15 protein-coding genes are annotated in these 17311 nt (G+C 66.4%); all 15 read left to right on the top strand.

The features are described from left to right. The first annotated feature begins 2 nt into the window (after positions 1–2). The gene (mraY, locus tag ACQKOE_RS08500; protein WP_427512397.1) at positions 3–1073 is read left to right on the top strand and encodes a phospho-N-acetylmuramoyl-pentapeptide-transferase; all 1071 of its coding nucleotides are present in this window, start codon (positions 3–5) and stop codon (positions 1071–1073) included. Continuing rightward, on the top strand, positions 1070–2419 hold the full coding sequence (gene murD, locus ACQKOE_RS08505; protein WP_427512398.1) for a UDP-N-acetylmuramoyl-L-alanine--D-glutamate ligase: 1350 nt from the start codon (positions 1070–1072) through the stop codon (positions 2417–2419). Before mraY ends, murD begins: the two co-directional genes overlap by 4 nt. After that, positions 2419–3639 (top strand): FtsW/RodA/SpoVE family cell cycle protein, encoded by a 1221-nt coding sequence (locus ACQKOE_RS08510; RefSeq protein WP_427512399.1) that lies wholly within the window; start codon positions 2419–2421, stop codon positions 3637–3639. Before murD ends, ACQKOE_RS08510 begins: the two co-directional genes overlap by 1 nt. Beyond that, entirely contained in the window at positions 3636–4805 is a 1170-nt protein-coding gene (gene murG / locus ACQKOE_RS08515) for an undecaprenyldiphospho-muramoylpentapeptide beta-N-acetylglucosaminyltransferase (RefSeq protein WP_427512400.1), read from the top strand. Before ACQKOE_RS08510 ends, murG begins: the two co-directional genes overlap by 4 nt. Then, positions 4802–6217, top strand: a complete 1416-nt coding sequence (gene murC, locus ACQKOE_RS08520; protein WP_427512401.1) for a UDP-N-acetylmuramate--L-alanine ligase — start codon at positions 4802–4804, stop codon at positions 6215–6217. Before murG ends, murC begins: the two co-directional genes overlap by 4 nt. After that, complete coding sequence (murB, locus tag ACQKOE_RS08525; protein ID WP_427512402.1) at positions 6214–7113, top strand: UDP-N-acetylmuramate dehydrogenase; 900 nt, start codon at positions 6214–6216, stop codon at positions 7111–7113. Before murC ends, murB begins: the two co-directional genes overlap by 4 nt. 136 nt (positions 7114–7249) lie before the next feature. Beyond that, positions 7250–8194 carry a D-alanine--D-alanine ligase gene (locus ACQKOE_RS08530; protein ID WP_427512403.1) on the top strand — a complete coding sequence of 315 codons (945 nt, stop codon included), beginning with the start codon at positions 7250–7252 and terminating at the stop codon, positions 8192–8194. Further along, positions 8191–9213 carry a cell division protein FtsQ/DivIB gene (locus tag ACQKOE_RS08535; RefSeq protein ID WP_427512404.1) on the top strand — a complete coding sequence of 341 codons (1023 nt, stop codon included), beginning with the start codon at positions 8191–8193 and terminating at the stop codon, positions 9211–9213. Before ACQKOE_RS08530 ends, ACQKOE_RS08535 begins: the two co-directional genes overlap by 4 nt. Beyond that, entirely contained in the window at positions 9213–10493 is a 1281-nt protein-coding gene (gene ftsA / locus ACQKOE_RS08540) for a cell division protein FtsA (RefSeq protein WP_427512405.1), read from the top strand. Before ACQKOE_RS08535 ends, ftsA begins: the two co-directional genes overlap by 1 nt. 132 nt (positions 10494–10625) lie before the next feature. After that, positions 10626–12206: a cell division protein FtsZ gene (gene ftsZ / locus ACQKOE_RS08545; RefSeq protein WP_427512406.1), complete on the top strand. Its 1581-nt coding sequence runs from the start codon at positions 10626–10628 to the stop codon at positions 12204–12206. Between the two features lie 98 nt (positions 12207–12304). After that, the gene (locus ACQKOE_RS08550; RefSeq protein WP_427512407.1) at positions 12305–14089 is read left to right on the top strand and encodes an SPOR domain-containing protein; all 1785 of its coding nucleotides are present in this window, start codon (positions 12305–12307) and stop codon (positions 14087–14089) included. A 109-nt stretch (positions 14090–14198) separates the two neighbouring features. Beyond that, on the top strand, positions 14199–14705 hold the full coding sequence (locus ACQKOE_RS08555; RefSeq protein WP_427512489.1) for a YbjN domain-containing protein: 507 nt from the start codon (positions 14199–14201) through the stop codon (positions 14703–14705). A gap of 29 nt (positions 14706–14734) precedes the next feature. Then, positions 14735–15523 carry a pyrroline-5-carboxylate reductase gene (gene proC / locus ACQKOE_RS08560; protein WP_427512408.1) on the top strand — a complete coding sequence of 263 codons (789 nt, stop codon included), beginning with the start codon at positions 14735–14737 and terminating at the stop codon, positions 15521–15523. Between the two features lie 109 nt (positions 15524–15632). Beyond that, positions 15633–16376 (top strand): Bax inhibitor-1/YccA family protein, encoded by a 744-nt coding sequence (locus tag ACQKOE_RS08565; RefSeq protein WP_374589389.1) that lies wholly within the window; start codon positions 15633–15635, stop codon positions 16374–16376. 147 nt (positions 16377–16523) lie between these two features. Beyond that, positions 16524–17255 (top strand): hypothetical protein, encoded by a 732-nt coding sequence (locus ACQKOE_RS08570; RefSeq protein ID WP_427512409.1) that lies wholly within the window; start codon positions 16524–16526, stop codon positions 17253–17255. The last annotated feature ends 56 nt before the right edge of the window (positions 17256–17311 follow it).

A 17311-nucleotide genomic window follows, 5' to 3' on the forward strand; every position in this document is an offset into this window, starting at 1 on the left:
GAATGCTTTACCTGATCGCGCAGTATTTCCATTTCGAGGGGCTGGCGAACCTCATCCGCTATCAGACCTTCCGCGCGGGTGCCGCGCTGATGACGGCGCTCGTCTTGGGCCTGATCATCGGCCCGCGCTTTATCGCGATGCTGCGCGTGCGGCAGGGCAAGGGGCAGCCGATCCGCGAGGATGGGCCGAAATCGCACCTGGCCAAGCGCGGTACGCCGACCATGGGCGGCCTGATGATCCTGGTCGCGCTGGCCGTGTCGATGCTGCTGTGGATGGACCTGACCAGCCCGCTGGTCTGGGCCTGCATCGCGGTAACGCTGGGCTTTGGCGCGATCGGCTTTCTGGACGATTACGACAAGGTCAAGAAGCGCACGACCGCCGGGGTTCCGGGCCGGGTGCGGCTGGCGGCGGAATTCCTGGTCGCGGGCCTTGCCTCGTGGATCCTGGTCAACGAGGTCGATACCAACCTCTATATCCCGTTCCTGACCGGCTATTACATCCCGCTGGGGCCGTTCTATTACGTCTTTGCCGCCTTCGTGATCGTCGGCGCGGGCAATGCCGTGAACCTGACCGACGGGCTGGACGGGCTTGCCACCATGCCGGTGGTCATCGCCGCCGGAACCTTTGCCATCATTGCCTATCTGGCGGGCCGCGCGGACTTTGCCGGCTATCTGGGCATTCCGCACGTGCCGCGCGCGGGCGAGCTGGCAATCCTGTGCGCCGCGATCATGGGGGCCTGCCTGGCCTTCCTGTGGTTCAACGCGCCGCCCGCTGCCGTGTTCATGGGCGACACCGGCAGCCTCGCCCTGGGCGGGGCGCTGGGTGCCATCGCCGTGGCCGCGCAGCATGAAATCGTGCTGGGCATCGTCGGCGGCCTGTTCGTGGCTGAGGCGCTTTCGGTGATCATCCAGGTTGCGGTCTATAAGCGGACCGGCAAGCGGGTGTTCAAGATGGCCCCGATACACCATCATTTCGAACAACTCGGCTGGAAGGAATCGACCGTGGTGATCCGCTTCTGGATCGTCTCGATCGTCCTGGCCCTGATCGGACTGTCGACGCTCAAACTGCGATGATCACGACGACTGCCTTTTCCGGCAAGCGCTATGCCGTACTGGGGCTGGCCCGCTCGGGGATGGCGGCTGTCGAAAGCCTGCTGGCGGGCGGCGCGCAGGTAACGGCCTGGGACAGCCGCGAGGAGCCGCGCCGCGCGCTGGAGGGCCGCGTGGAGCTGGCCGATCCGCTGAACATCGACCTGACGGGTTATGCCGGGATCGTCGTTTCGCCGGGCGTGCCGCTCAACACCCATCCGATTGCCCGCGTGGCCGAGGCGGCTGGCGTTCCGGTGATTGGCGACATCGAACTGTTCGCGCTCGCCCGTCCGCAGCTGCCCCCGCACCGGGTGGTGGGGATCACCGGCACCAATGGCAAGTCAACCTGCACCGCGCTGGTCCACCACATCCTGCAATCGGCAGCGCTGCCGTGCCGGATGGGCGGCAATATCGGCCTGCCGATCCTGGGCGCCAATCCGCTCGACGCGGGCGGGGTCTATGTTCTGGAACTGTCGAGCTATCAGATCGACCTGACCCATTCGCTCCACTGCGAAGTCGCGGCCCTGCTGAACATCACGCCGGACCACCTGGATCGGTACGATGGTTTTGCCGGCTATGCCGCGTCCAAGGCGCGGCTGTTTGCCATGCAGCGGCCCGACCAGGTCGCCGTGTTCGGCATGGGCGATGACGAGACGCGGGCCATCGCCATGCGCGAAGCGGCGCGGCATGAAGCGGGCTGCGTGCAGAGCGTCGACGGACAGGACCTGCTGGCGCTCCAGGCCGAATGGCCCAGCCTGCAAGGGCCGCACAACCTGCAGAATGCCGCCGTGGCCGTGGCCATTGTCGAGGCTCTGGGCCTCACACCCGCGCAGTGGCGACCGGCCCTGGCCAGCTTCCGCGGCCTGCCGCACCGGATGGAGCGCGTGGCCGAAGCGAACGGCGTGCTGTTCATCAACGACAGCAAGGCAACCAATCCCGCCTCTACCGCGCCAGCCCTTGCGGCTTTTCCGCCTCATCCGTCGCGCCGGGTGCACTGGATCCTGGGCGGCCTGCCCAAGGGCGACGATCTGGACGAATGCGCGCCGTTCTTTGGCAATGTCGCGGCGGCCTATACCATTGGCGATGCCGGGCCGCTGTTCGCCGACCTGCTGGGCCCGTACATGCCTGTCACCCGCAGCGAAATGCTGTGCGAGGCGATCCAGCAAGCCATGGCGGCGGCCAAGCCGGGCGACGTGGTCCTGCTGTCTCCCGCCTGCGCCAGTTTCGACCAGTTCCGCGACTATGAAGCGCGGGGCGATACGTTCCGTCAGATCGTGCAGACCCTGCTCAGCCCAGAGGGCAGCACGGCCGCAATTCCGGGGTGCGCCTGATGGCAACCTATCCTCCCGTTGTGCCCCGTGGCGGCAAGGTTGGCGTGGAAGGCGGCATTTCCCGCCCGGTGCGCAACCGCCGCAGCGAACTGGCGATCTGGTGGCGCGAGATTGACCGCACGCTGCTGTTCCTGATCCTGACGCTGATGGCGATCGGCACGGCGGCGGTCGCGGCCAGCTCTCCGGCCAGTGCCCGGCGGCTGTCCACTGCGGCGGTGCGACTGGACGACCTGTACTTCTTCACCATGCATATCCGCTGGCAGTTCGTCGGGCTGATCGCGATGATCGGCGCTTCGATGCTGCCCAAGGAAATGGCGCGCCGCGCCGGCATCGTCCTGGGCTTTGCCATGCTGGTCGCGCTGATGCTGGTCCCGGTCGTGGGGACAAGCGTGAACGGAGCGAGGCGCTGGCTCAACCTCGGCATGTCGCTGCAACCGTCGGAATTCCTCAAGCCCGCCTTTGCCATCTGCATGGCCTGGATCCTGTCGTGGCGGGTGCGCGATCCGAACCTGCCGGTCGTCGCAGTCTCTACCGGCCTGATGGGGCTGATCGCGCTGTTGCTGATGGCCCAGCCGGACTTTGGCTCAGCAGTCCTGTTCATCGGCGTGTGGTTCGTTCTGGTGATGATGAGCGGCATGTCGATCAAGCTGATCGGATTGGCCGGGGGCGGGGGCATGGCCTTCGTGGCCCTGGCCTACATGTTCTATGACAATGCCCGCCATCGCATCGACGCCTTCCTGGGCGGCGGTTCCGCCTTCGACCAGGTCGACCTGGCGCAGCGGACCCTACTTTCGGGCGGCTGGACCGGTTCGGGCCTGTGGCTGGGCACGCGCAAGCTGGGCCTGCCCGAAGCGCATACGGACTACATCTTTTCCGTCATCGGGGAAGAGTTCGGGCTGCTCGCCTGCCTGGTGATCGTGATCCTCTATCTGGCCCTGGTCGCCCGCGTGCTGGTGCGCCTGCTGGACGAGGAAGACCTGTTCACCACTCTGGCAGCGGCGGGCCTGATCGCCCAGATCGGCGGGCAGGCGTTCATCAACATCCTGGTCAACCTGCAATTGTTCCCGTCCAAGGGCATGACCCTGCCGCTGATCTCTTATGGCGGTTCGTCTACCGTGGCGCTGTGCCTGGGGGCGGGCTTTCTTCTGGCCATTACCCGGCGTAATCCTTTCATCCGGCGCGAGCGCTTTTCGCTCGCCAGCGTAGGCATCAAGTTATGAGCGGCACCACCCGGCACTATGTTCTGGCTGCGGGGGGCACGGGCGGGCACCTGATCCCGGCCTTTGCCCTGGCGGTCGAGCTGGAACGGCGCGGGCATCACGTTGCGCTCATCACGGACGAGCGCGGTAGCCGCCTGCCGGGGAAGCCCGGTAGCCTGGTGGCCCACGTTCTCCCCGCAGGCCGGATCGGCAAGAACCCGCTCCACTGGCCGCGCGGGATTGCCGCGATACTGGAGGGGCGGCGCATGGCGCTGCGCCTGTTCGAAAGCTTTCAGCCCAGCGCCGTGATCGGCTTTGGCGGCTATCCGGCCTTCCCCGCGCTGTGGGCCGCGACCAGCGCGGGCATCCCCAGCGTGATCCACGAACAGAACGCCGTGCTGGGCCGCGTCAACCGCTTCCTGGCAGGCCGGGTCGACGCCATTGCCACCTCCTACCGCGAGGTTGAGCGGCTGAAGCACAAATATGTCGGCAAGGCGCATCTGGTCGGCAACCCGATCCGCGCCGAAGTGCTGGCCCTGCGCGAACAGCCTTTCCCCGCCTTTACCGAGGATGGACTGCTGCGCGTGCTGGTGACCGGCGGCAGCCAGGGGGCCGGGGTGCTGAGCCAGGTGGTGCCCGATGGCCTGGCCATGCTGCCCGCCGCGCTGCGCAGCCGCCTGCAAGTGACGCAGCAGTGCCGCCCCGAAGATATCGAGGCAGTGCGCGACCGCTATGCCAGCCACGGCATTCCGGCGGAACTGGGCACCTATTTCGAGAACATGGCGGAACGGCTGGCCGATGCGCACCTGTTCATCGGCCGCGCCGGCGCTTCGACCGTGGCGGAGCTGACCGCCGTGGGCCGTCCCGCGATCCTGGTGCCGCTGCCGATTGCGACCGACGATCACCAGGCAGTCAACACGCGTGAGATTTGCGCCGCAGGCGGTGCGCGGATGATCCGGCAGGACCGCTTTACCGCGCCGGAACTCGCCAAGCAGATCCAGGCCATCGCGATGAACCCGCAGACCCTGGCCACGGCGGCCCATGCCGCCTGGAACTGCGGCTATCCCAATGCCGTGTCCGACCTGGCCGACCTGGTCGAAGGGTTCGGCGGCGCGCCGCTGATGGACGTGATCCGCGTGGCCGACAGCCTGGAGGCGGCGACCGCAACGCAAGGGGCTCCGGCATGAAGGCGGTTGGCACAGACATCGGCACGATCCACTTCGTCGGCATCGGCGGGATCGGCATGTCGGGCATTGCCGAGGTCATGCACAATCTGGGCTATAGCGTGCAGGGCAGCGACATTGCCGAAGGCTATGTGGTCGAAGGCCTGCGCCAGCGCGGGATCAGGGTGATGATCGGCCACGCCGCCGAGAACCTGGGCGATGCGGCGGTGGTGGTCACTTCCACGGCGGTGAAGCGCGACAATCCCGAAGTGGTCGCCGCGCTGGAAAACCGCATTCCCGTGGTCCGCCGCGCTGAAATGCTGGCCGAGCTGATGCGGCTGAAGCGCACGGTTGCTGTCGCCGGTACTCATGGCAAGACCACGACGACCTCGATGGTCGCGGCTCTGCTCGACGCGGGCGGGGTCGACCCGACCGTGATCAACGGCGGGATCATCAATTCCTATGGCTCCAACGCGCGGCTTGGCGCGAGCGAGTGGATGGTGGTCGAAGCGGACGAGAGCGACGGCTCGTTCCTGCGGCTGGATGGCACGATTGCGGTCGTCACCAACATCGACCCGGAGCATCTCGACCATTACGGCAGCTTTGACCGGGTCAAGGACGCATTCGTCGAATTCATCGAGAACGTGCCCTTCTACGGCTGTGCAGTGCTGTGCATCGACCATCCCGAAGTGCAGGCCGTGATCCCCAAGGTGCGTGACCGCCGCGTCGTGACCTATGGTTTCTCTGCCCAGGCCGATGTGCGCGGCGAAAACGTCGTGCCCTATCCGGGCGGCAACCGTTTTGACGCGGTGCTGCGCCAGCGCGACGGTTCGGTCCGCCGGATCGAAGGGATCGAACTGCCCATGCCGGGCCGCCACAACGTCCAGAACGCGCTGGCCGCCGTGGCCGTCGCGGCGGAGATGGGCTGCGCCGACAGCATTATCCAGACCGGCTTTGCCAAGTTCGCGGGGGTGAAGCGCCGCTTTACCAAGGTGGGCGAGATCGACGGCGTGACCGTCATCGACGATTACGGCCACCACCCGGTCGAAATCCGCGCCGTGCTGGCCGCCGCGCGCGAAGGCGTGGGCACCGGGCGGGTCATTGCCGTGGTTCAGCCGCACCGCTTCACCCGCCTGCGCGACCACATGGAAGACTTCCAGGCCGCCTTCAACGATGCCGACGTGGTCTATGCCGCGCCGGTCTATCCTGCGGGCGAAGCCCCGATCGAAGGGGTCGATTCGGCCGCCCTGGTCGAAGGGATCAAGGCGCGCGGCCACCGCAGCGCGCACACCATTGCCGGTTCGGATGCGCTCGCCGCTACCTTGGCCGACAGCGCAAAGCCCGGCGACATGGTCGTCTGCCTGGGCGCGGGCGACATCACCAAGTGGGCGGGCGGCCTGGCCGACAAGATCAAGTTCTTGAGGGCGGGGGGATGACTCTTTCCGCAACCTCGACCTCTCCCGTTCGGGGCAAACTGACTCCCAACGCTCCGCTGGCCCCGCTGGTCTGGTTCAAGTCGGGCGGCAATGCCGAGTGGTTGTTTGAACCGAAGGACGTGGCTGACCTGCAAGAGTTTCTGCGCGGGCTGGATCCGGCGGTTCCGGTCATGGCGCTGGGCCTGGGTTCCAACCTGATCGTGCGCGATGGCGGCGTTCCCGGGGTGGTCGTGCGGCTCGGCAAGGCCTTTGCCAAGGTTGCCAAGATCGCTGACCTCACGCTGGACTGCGGCGCAGGAGCCAGCGGCATCCTGGTTTCCTCCACCGCGCGGGACAACGGCATTGCTGGCCTCGAATTCCTGCGTTCCATTCCGGGCACGGTCGGCGGCTTCGTGCGGATGAACGGCGGGGCCTATGGCGGCGAGGTCAAGGATATCCTGGTCGATTGCGACGTGGTCCTGCGCGATGGCACGCTGCTGACGCTGCCGGTGGAGGAACTGCACTATACCTACCGCCACTCCGAACTGCCCGAAGGCGCGATTGTCGTCGGCGCGCGGTTCAAGGGGCGTGCGGGCAAGGCCGAGGATATCCAGGCCGAAATGGACCGCATCTCGGCCAGCCGCGAGGCAAGCCAGCCGCTGCGCAGCAAGACCGGCGGCAGCACGTTCAAGAACCCGCCCGGGCACAAGGCCTGGGAACTGGTCGACCAGGCCGGATGCCGCGGCCTGACCCTGGGCGGTGCGCAGGTCAGCGAAAAGCACTGCAACTTCCTGCTCAACCTGGGCGAGGCGAGCAGCGCGGATATCGAAAACCTGGGCGACGAAGTGCGGCGCCGGGTCAAGGAATTGTCGGGCGTAGAGCTCGAATGGGAAATTCAAAGGGTGGGTAACAAGTGACCGCGAATCTCAGGAGTCTCCCCCAATGGGGGAGGTGGGCCGCCGCAGGCGGGTCGGAGGGGGATGAACCCTTGCGCCAGGCCCCCTCCGTCAACGCTTCGCGCTGCCACCTCCCCCAGCGGGGGAGGATCTGCGCATGACGCTTCCGAAACTCCACGTTGCCGTCCTGATGGGCGGCTGGTCGAACGAGCGCCCGGTCTCGTTGATGAGCGGTGAGGGCGTGGCCAAGGCGCTGGAAGAACGCGGGCACAAGGTCACGCGGATCGACATGGGCCGCGACGTGGCGCAGCGTCTGGCCGAGGCCGCGCCGGACGTGGTGTTCAACGCACTGCACGGCTCTCCGGGCGAGGACGGTTCAATCCAGGGGATGATGGACCTCATGGGGCTGACCTACACCCATTCCGGCATGGTCACCTCGGTTATCGCCATCGACAAGGAACTGACCAAGCAGGCCCTCGTGCCGCATGGCATTCCAATGCCTGGTGGCCGCATTGTCGAAACCAGCGAAATTCACCAGCGCGATCCGCTGGAACGGCCCTATGTCCTCAAGCCGGTGAACGAAGGCTCTTCGGTGGGCGTGGCGATTGTCACCCAGGACAGCAATGTCGGCAATCCGATCAGCCGCGACGCCAAGGGGCCATGGCAGGAATTCGACCGGCTGCTGGCCGAACCCTATATCCGGGGCCGCGAACTGACCACGGCGGTGCTGGGTGACAAGGCGCTGATGGTGACGGAACTGAAGCCCAAGGGCGGCTTCTACGATTTCGAATCCAAGTACACCGACGGCATGACCGAGCATGTCTGTCCGGCGGAAATCCCGGATGAAATCACCCAGGCCTGCCTCGACCTCGCCCTGCGTGCGCACCGCCTGCTGGGCTGCAAGGGCTGCAGCCGCACCGATTTCCGCTGGGATGACGAGCGCGGGATCGAAGGCCTGTTCGTGCTGGAAACCAATACCCAGCCGGGGATGACGCCGCTCAGCCTCGTGCCGGAACAGGCGAAGCACCTGGGGATCAGCTATGCCGACCTGGTCGAGCAGATCATTGCCGAGGCCCTGGCGGACAAGGAAGCGGCGAAATGAGCGCACGGACGATCAAGCGCGGAGGCAAGGGCGTACGCCGCGCCGCTGCGGCCCAGGGCAAGGCGCAAAAGGTCCGCACGGCGAAGGCCAAGACGGGATCGCTGGTCGATACCCTGATGGGCTGGCTGCCCTTTACCGAAGCGCAGCTGCACCGCATTTTCATGGGCATGATCCTGGGCTTCGTCGGCCTGGCGCTGTGGATCGTCGCCACCTTGATCGGGGTGCCGGCCATGGCGCGGGATCAGGTGGCTCTCGCCTCGCACAATTCGGGATTTGAACTGCACAATATCAACGTGCGGGGGACCAACAATCTCAACGAACTGAAGGTCTACCAGATTGCCCTGGCTGACCGGAACCGGGCCATGCCCTTCGTCGATGTCCAGGCCATGCGCGAGCGGCTGTTGCAGCTTTCGTGGGTCGAGGATGCGCGCGTATCGCGGCAGTTGCCGGATTCGCTGGTGATCGACATTGTCGAGCGCAAGCCGGTGGCCGTGGTGGCCAAGGCGGACCGTCTGATGCTGATCGACAAGGACGGGGTCGAACTGGAAGTCGTCTCGGCCGAGCGAGCCAAGGGCAAGCTCCTGCTTACCGGGCCGGGCGCGGGGCGGCAGGTCGCGGCGCTGAACGAACTGCTCGATGCGGCACCGGCCATGCGCCCCCACGTGCGCAGCGCGGAATGGGTCGGCAACCGCCGCTGGAACCTGACCTTCAAGACCGATCAGGTCCTGGCCCTGCCCGAAGGCAAGGAGCAGTCGGCCAAGGCGCTGATGACCTTTGCTCAGCTCGACGGGCGCAACCGCCTGCTCGGCGGCAAGGCCACGGCCTTTGACATGCGCGCGCCGGACCGGATCTACCTGCGGGTGCCGGGCCGGACCGATGCGGTGGAGCAGGGCGCTGCGGCGGTAGCCACGGCTGCGCCCGCAACCACCTCTGCCGCCACCGAAGTGGCCGATGCCGCCGCAAAGTCTTCGCCCAAGCCCGCCGCCAAACCCAGCGCCAAGTCCGGAGAGAAGGACTAATGGTCGCGCCGCGCATCACCCGCGTCTATGGTGCCGTCAACGTCGGCTCATTCCGCATTTCGGCGATGATCGCCGGCCTGTCCGAAACGGGCGAAATGGTCGTGCTCGGGTCCGGGCACCGCGCCGCACAGGGGGTCAAGCGCGGCTATGTGACCGACATGACCGCCGCCACCTATGCCATCCGCGACGCGGTCGAGCGGGCCGAGAAAATGGCCAACACCTCGGTCCAGAGCGTCTGGATCGGCTGTTCCGGGGCAGGGCTGGCCAGCCAGGTCGCGCAGGTCGAAGTCGATATCGGCGGGCGGCGGATCGAGCCGGAGGACGTGGAGCACTTGCTGGTCTCCGCGCGCGATGTGATCCAGCCTGACGGGCGCATGGTGCTGCACGCGCAGCCCGCGCACTACACGCTCGACGGCGCAGACGGCGTCGCCGATCCCAAGGGCCTTCATGCCGAGCGTCTGGGCGTGGATATCCACGTCATGCTGGCCGATGGCGCCCCGGTGCGCAACATTACCGAAGCGGTCCAGAACGCGCACTTGCAGGTCGAAGCCGTGGTCGGTTCGCCGATTGCCGCCGGCTATGCCGTGCTGACCGCCGAAGAGCGCGAACTGGGCGTGGCCCTGGTCGAATATGGCGGGGAAGTGACCAACGTTTCGGTCTATGCGGCGGGGATGCTGCTGGGCCTGGTGACGATCCCGCTCGGCTCTGGCGACATTACCGACGCGATTGCCAGTGCCTTTGGCATCCGCCGCTTCCAGGCGGAGCGGCTGAAATGCGTCCACGGTTCGGCCATCGCCAGCCCGGCGGACCATCGCGAAATGATTCCGGTGAATGCTCCCGGCGAGGAAACGGGCGGACCTGCCGCGCGCCATGCCGATGACAAGAACCGCATTCCGCGTGCGGAACTGATCTCGGTCATCTCCACGCAGCTGGCGGCCTGGGTCGAGGAAGTGAACAAGGCGCTCAAAGGACTGGGCTTCACCGGCCAACGTGGGCAGCTGGTGGTGCTCACCGGCGGCGGCGCGGAACTGGCGGGGCTGGCTGATTTTGCACAGGGGGCGCTGGGCAAGCCGGTGCGCCTGGGCAAGCCGCAATATCTGAAGGGGCTGGCTGAGGCTCACGCCACTCCGGGTTTTTCGACGCTGGCGGGCCTGGTGCTCTATGCCGCGGCCGATCCGATCGACATTCGAGCTATCGGTCCGACATACCAGCCGATCGTGCGCTACAAGGGTTTTGGACTCGTCAATCGCCTCTACCAGGCGATGCGGGAATATTTTTAGCCGCTTGGCCCCTTTCCCAAGGTCTGGCGACTGTGGAAAATGGTTACCGCGACTTTGATTCACCGATTCGAAGGGTGCAAGAACCCGGACAATCGCAGAAAATGCATCCGCTTTGCGGACAGGAGAGCTTAAATGAGCATCAATATCGGACCGCCGTCAGTCGATGAACTCCGTCCCCGTATCACGGTGATCGGCGTTGGCGGGGCCGGGGGCAACGCCATTGCCAACATGATCACCGCCGGGATCGAGGGCGTGGACTTCGTCGTCGCGAACACCGACGCGCAGGCGCTGAACAATGCGATTGCCGAACATCGCATCCAGCTTGGTTCCGAAATCACCCAGGGCCTGGGTGCCGGCGCCCGTCCCGAAGTGGGCCGCGCCGCTGCCGAGGAAAGCATCGAGCTGATCGACCGCGCGCTGGAAGGCGTGCACATGTGCTTCATCGCCGCCGGCATGGGCGGCGGCACCGGCACGGGCGCTGCCCCGGTCGTGGCCAAGGCCGCGCGTGACAAGGGCGTGCTGACCGTTGGCGTAGTGACAAAGCCGTTCCTGTTCGAAGGCACCCGCCGCATGCGCGCTGCCGAAGCGGGCATCGAAGAGCTGCAAAAGCACGTCGACACCCTGATCGTCATTCCCAACCAGAACCTGTTCCTGGTCGCCAAGGCGGAAACCACCTTCAAGGAAGCGTTCCAGATGGCTGACGAGGTGCTCCAGCAAGGGGTGCGCTCGATCACCGACCTGATGGTCATGCCGGGCCTGATCAACCTCGACTTCGCCGACGTCCGCTCGGTCATGGCCGAAATGGGCAAGGCGATGATGGGCACCGGCGAAGGCAGCGGCGAAAACCGCGCGCTGGAAGCGGCAGAAAAGGCGATTGCCAACCCGCTGCTCGATGGCGTTTCGATGCAGGGCGCGAAGGGTGTGATCATCTCGATCATCGGCGGCGACGACATGAAGCTGCTGGAAGTCGACGAGGCCGCGAACCACATCCGCGAACTGGTCGATCCCAATGCCAACATCATCTGGGGTTCGGCCTTCAATCCGGACCTCAACGGCAAGATCCGCGTGTCCGTGGTGGCCACGGGGATCGAGCAGAGCGCGGCCCAGGCCGAAGAAGCATCGCGACCGTTCAGCCTGGGCGCCTCGCGCGGTCCGGTCCGTCCGGCTGTCGCCATTCCCGCTGCGGCCGAACCGGCTCCGCAGCCTGCACCGGCCCCGCAGCCAGAGCCGCAACCGGTTGCCGTCGCGCCGCAGCCTGAGCCCCAGGCCGAGCCTGCACCGGCTCCGGCTCCGGCGGCTGCCGAGGAAGATTGGCAAGCGCCCACCCTGCCTCCGCCCGAAACCGCCGCAGAGCCGCTGGAACTGGAACTGGAAGTCGAACCGCCGGTCCAGCAGGCCCCGGCTGACGAACTGCTGCTCGACGCCAGCCGTCTCCATGAAGAAGACGCCCCGGTCGGTGCTGGTCGCCGTCGCGGACTGGTGTCCGGTGACGAAATGGACTTTGGCGGAGCAGCCGCTCCGGCTCCGGCCGCCAGCGCACCCGAAGCTGCTCCAGCGGCACCGCGCGCCCCGCGCGTGGGCGGCGGCGCCACTCTGTTTGAGCGGATGGCCAACCTCTCGCGCGGTGGCCGCTCGACCGATGACGAGGATGAAGACGATGATGGTCCGTCGATCTCCATCCCGCGCTTCCTGGGTCGCCAGAACAACCAGTAATCCAGGTTTGTTCGGCGCCTGTTAAGCTTGGGGATTGCAGGTCCACAGCCTGCAATCCCCGCTTGCCTCCGGGCTTCAAAAGGTTAACGCGTCCGCCGATGTCGCACTTCGCTGCCTTGCCCCTAAAGCTCTGTTCCGTAACGGCATTGGTCCTGCTGGCTGCTGCCGGTCCAGCCTGGGCGCAGCAGGCGGCAGCGCCGCAAGTCGCCGTGCCGGTGGTCCAGGCCGTGCCGCAGAAGTCGGCGGGAATGCGGCTCAACGATGCGCTGAACCAGTTGGCGCGCAATTCGCAGGACATTGCCGCCCTGGGCGAGGCGGGACAGGCCTCGCTGGAACTGGGCGATGCCCAGGCGGCTATCGGCTTTTACCGCCGCGCCCTGACGATCCAGCCGGGCAATGCGCGGCTGAAGGCGGGGCTGGCCGGGGCCTTTGTCCTCAGCGAGGATCCTTTCACCGCGATCGACCTGTTCGACGAGGCGGAAAAGGCCGGTCCGATCGATCCGGCGCGGCTGGCGGACCGGGGCCTGGCCTTTGACCTGGTCGGCGATGCGCAGACCGCGCAGACCTATTACCGCCAGTCGCTTGCCGCCGCGCCCAGCGATGAAACGCTGCGCCGCATGGGGCTGAGCCAGGCCATCCTGCGCGACCGCAAGGGCATGGACGCCACGCTCGCTCCGCTGCTCCAAAAGCAGGACAAGGCCGCCTGGCGCACCCGCGCCTTCGGGCTGGCCATCTTGGGCCAGGCCGAGCAGGCCGAGGCCATTGCCTATCAGACCATGCCCGCCGACATGGCCGCGGCGATCACCGCCTATCTGCGCTACATGCCGCGCCTTACCGCTGCCCAGCAGGCGGCGGCGGGGAACCTGGGGCGCTTTCCGCGCGCATCCGAAATCGGCAGCGACGATCCGCGCATGGCCGCCTATTCCCGCTCGAAGGCGCAGGTTGCCGTGGCCGCGCCAGTGGCCCCCGCGCCAACCGGCAAGGGCAAGCGCGATGCAAAGGGCGGCAAGAACCAGCCCGCTAAGAGCCTGGCCGCCGTGCCGCCGCCCGAACCGCAGGTGAGCCGCGAAACGGCAACCGCCTCGCGTCCGGCCATCGCTCCGCAGCCACAGCCAGTGGCGAAGCCGGTGCCGGTTCAGGCTACTGCCACGCCGCCCGCACCCGTCGCCGCGCAGCCCGCCTTGGCCGCGCGTGAGCCGGTGGTGGCCAAGCCTGCCTCGTTCGATCTGGCACGGGTCGCGACGCCAACCCCTGCGCCAGCTCCGGCACCCGCGCCAGCACCGCAGGCTCAGCTTGCGGCGGCTACGCAGCCAGCCCCGGCACCGCGCAAGCCTGCTTCGCTGGACGAAGCCTTTGCCGATCTGGCTCCGCCGAGCAGCGTGATCGAGCCTCAGGCCGGTGCGGTTGACGTGCGCGCGGTTCGCCCGGTGACGCTCGCCAGGAAAGAACCGCCCGCCAAGGAAGCGCCCGCAAAGGAACCTGCGGCCAAGGACAAGCCCGCCGATCCGAAGGCGAAGGACGCCAAGGCAAAAGATCCCAAAGCCAAGGCTGCCAAGGATCCGAAGGCCAAGGACGCCAAGGACGCCAAGGCGAAGCCCAGCCATCCCAGCCGGATCTGGGTCCAGATCGCTGCTGGCCGCAACAAGCCCGCGCTCGCCTTTGACTGGCGCAAATTCGCCAAGGAAGACCCCGCGGTGTTCAAGGCGCAAAAGCCCTATGTCACCTCCTGGGGACAGACCAACCGCTTGCTGACTGGGCCTTTCGCCAGCGCCAAAGAGGCCGACGCCTTCGTTGCCAAGCTGAAGAAGGCGGGCCGCGATGGTGCCTTTGCCTGGACCAGCCCGGCCGGGCAGGTGGTCGACGCGCTGGGTGGCGGTAACTAAGTTCGTCCACTCCTTTTCCACACCTTGTAAACAGTCTTATGGAGTTTTGCGCAGGGCAGCGCGCCTGGTGGATTGTGGATTGACCCCGATCCGCTGCATCCAGCCGGACATGATACAAGGCGACCGCCAATATGAGCGCGACGAGGACGCTGCCCCCGTCGATATGCTCGCTTCCCTGTTCGAGGCGCGCGGCTGGCCTTGCGAATTCATCGGCGATGACGAGATTTCGGGCGAGATCAAGGGATCCTGGGCCAGCTATACCCTGCGCGGCGTGTGGCGGCGCGAGGATCACGTGCTGCAATTGCTCTGCCTACCGGACATTCGCGTGCCGGACGACAAGCGGGCAGCGATTTACGAATTGTTGACGCTGGTGAACGAACAGCTGTGGGTCGGCCATTTCGACCTGTGGTCCAAGGGCTCAGTCCTGCTTTACCGCCACGCCATGCTGCTGGGCGATGAAGGCCTGCTCAGCCTGGCCCAGGCCCAGGTCGCCGTCGAAGCGGCAGTCGAGGAATGCGACCGGTTCTATCCGGCCTTCCAGTTCGTGCTATGGGGCGACAAGAGCCCGACCGAGGCGCTTGCCAGCTCGATGGTCGATGCGGCGGGCGAAGCCTGACCGGTCCGGGCAGGCGACGGAGAAGTCACGTGAAGATCCTCATTTGCGGCTGCGGCAACATGGGCGGGGCGATGCTGGCGGGATGGCTGGCGGGCGGAGTGGACGCGGGCGCGTTCACCGTGGTCGATCCGGTCCTGCCCCAGACTCCTGCCGGAGTACGGCTGCTGCGCGAAGTGCCGGACGAGCGGTTCGACTTCGTCCTGCTGGGCATCAAGCCGCAGGCCCTGGCCGAAGTGGCCCCCAGCCTGTCCGGCGTCACCCGGGGCGCGGTCCTGCTCTCGATCCTGGCCGGAGCGGAACTGGCCAGCCTGGCCGCGCGCTTTCCCGATGCGGCGGCTCTGGTCCGCGTCATGCCGAACCTGGCGGCCGCGATCGGCAAGTCCCCGATGGGGCTTTACGGGCAGGGTCTGGACGCTGCCGGTCGCACAGCGGTTGAGGGGCTGCTGGCTCCCTTGGGGACGGCGGAATGGCTGGCAAGCGAGGATCAGCTTGACGCGGTGACCGCGCTGGCCGGGTCCGGTCCGGCCTTCGTCTATCGTTTCATCGCCGCCCTGGCCGAGGGCGGCACGGCGCTCGGCCTGGATTCGCAGCAGGCGGACCGGCTGGCGCGGGCCATGGTGGAAGGCGCTGCGTCCCTGGCTGCTTCGTCTTCGGACGATCCCGCCGAACTGGCCCGCCGCGTGACCAGCCCGGGCGGAACCACTGCTGCCGGTCTGGCAGTAATGGACGATCAGGGCCACTTCGCCCGGATCGTCGCCGATGTCCTGCGCGCTGCGCGGGATCGCGGTGCGGAACTGGCCGCTGCGGCAAGGGCTTAGGTCGTTCGTCGAAATCCGACGGAACCGGTCCGGTTTTGCTTGAAACCTGCATCAAGTAACACGATATTCAGACCATCGCCTCCATGTTGGGGCGGCAAAGGAGTTTGTCATGTCTAATTGGAACGACCCGCGGACCACCCGCTCGCCCTTCAGCAACGGGCCGGCGATCAATGGCCAGGCAATGGGCAACGTCACCATGGACCAGGGTCTGCGGCGCTACATGCTGTCGATCTACAACTACATGGCTTCGGGCGTGCTGCTGTCGGGCATTGTCGCCTTGCTGTTCGCCACTTCGGGCATGGCCGCGCAAGTGATGGCGACCCCGCTGCGCTGGGTGATCGCGCTGACCCCGCTGGCCTTCGTCTTCGCCATGAGCTTCGGCCTGAACCGGATGCAGGAAAGCACGCTGAAGCTGCTGTTCTGGCTGTTCAGCGTGTCGATGGGCCTGTCGCTCTCGGCGATCTTCCTGATCTATACCGGCCCTTCGATTGCCACCACGTTCTTTGCCACGGCGGGCGCTTTCGCCGGTCTTAGCCTCTATGGCTATACCACCAAGCGCAACCTGTCGGGCATGGGCAGCTTCCTGATGATGGGCCTGATCGGCCTGATCATTGCCATGCTGCTGAACCTGTGGCTCCAGTCGGGGCCGCTGGCCCTGGCCATTTCGGCGATCGGCGTGCTGATCTTCGCTGGCCTGACCGCCTGGGATACGCAGCGCCTGCGCGATACCTACTACTACGTTGCCGGAACCGACATGATGGGCAAGGTCGTGATCATGGGCGCGCTGTCGCTCTATCTCGACTTCGTGAACATGTTCCAGTTCCTGCTGAGCTTCCTCGGCAATCGCGAATAAACGCGAAACTGCAACGGCTTGACATGCCCGGAGCGCCCAGGGGTGCTCCGGGCATTTGCTTTCAGGGCAAGAGGGGCCTAAAAAGCCCGGAAATGCTGGCGAATGCCTAGGGGCTTCGTCGCATGAATCTAACGAATGGGATGGCGCGTGCGGAAGTTTGTATTCAAGGGTGTGGTGGCTTTGACAATCGCGATGGTTGCGGCCTGCGCGCCCAAGCCGCCGCCCCCGCCGCCCCCGCCGCCGCCCGCTCCGGTCGTCTACATCCCGCCGCGCCCGCTGCCGCCGCTGGGTGCTGCACCGGGCCTGGTCGTGCCGCCGCTGGGCATCGATGGGGTGCGCGTGACGATCAACACCGGGATCACTCCGGCGCAGACCGTGTGGAACCTGCGTTCTGCCTATAACGTCGCCGCGCTCAACTGCCTTGCGCCGGAGCATGCGGACATCCTGGTCGGCTACAAGCAGTTCCTGACTACCCACAAGAAGGCCCTGGCAACGGCCAACAAGACGGTCGACAGCGAATACAAGAAGCGCTTCGGCACCGCCTGGATCCGTCCGCGCGAAGCCTATATGACGCAGGTCTACAACTATTACGCCTACCCGGCGACCGTGACCAAGTTCTGCGATGCGGCGCTGATCATGGCGCGGGAATCAATGACGCTCAAGTCGGCGGACCTGCCCAGCTTTGCCCAGCGCAACCTGGCCTTCCTGGACACGGTGTTCCAGCAGTTCTTCCTGGCTTACGAGCAGTACCTGGCCGATGCGGCTGCCTGGGATGCGAAGTATGCTCCCACGGCGGTTGCCGCGCCGGTGGTGCTGCCGGTGGCGGACGTCGTGGCCGCGCCTGCTCCGGCCGGCCCGCCCGCCACGACCCCGCGTTAAAAATAGCCCTTCCAAGGGGCAATCGCTTTCGCTAATGCAGCGCCTCGCACGCGGGC

The organism is Novosphingobium sp. NPDC080210 (assembly GCF_050281025.1).
In the GTDB taxonomy this organism is placed as follows: Bacteria; Pseudomonadota; Alphaproteobacteria; order Sphingomonadales; family Sphingomonadaceae; genus Novosphingobium.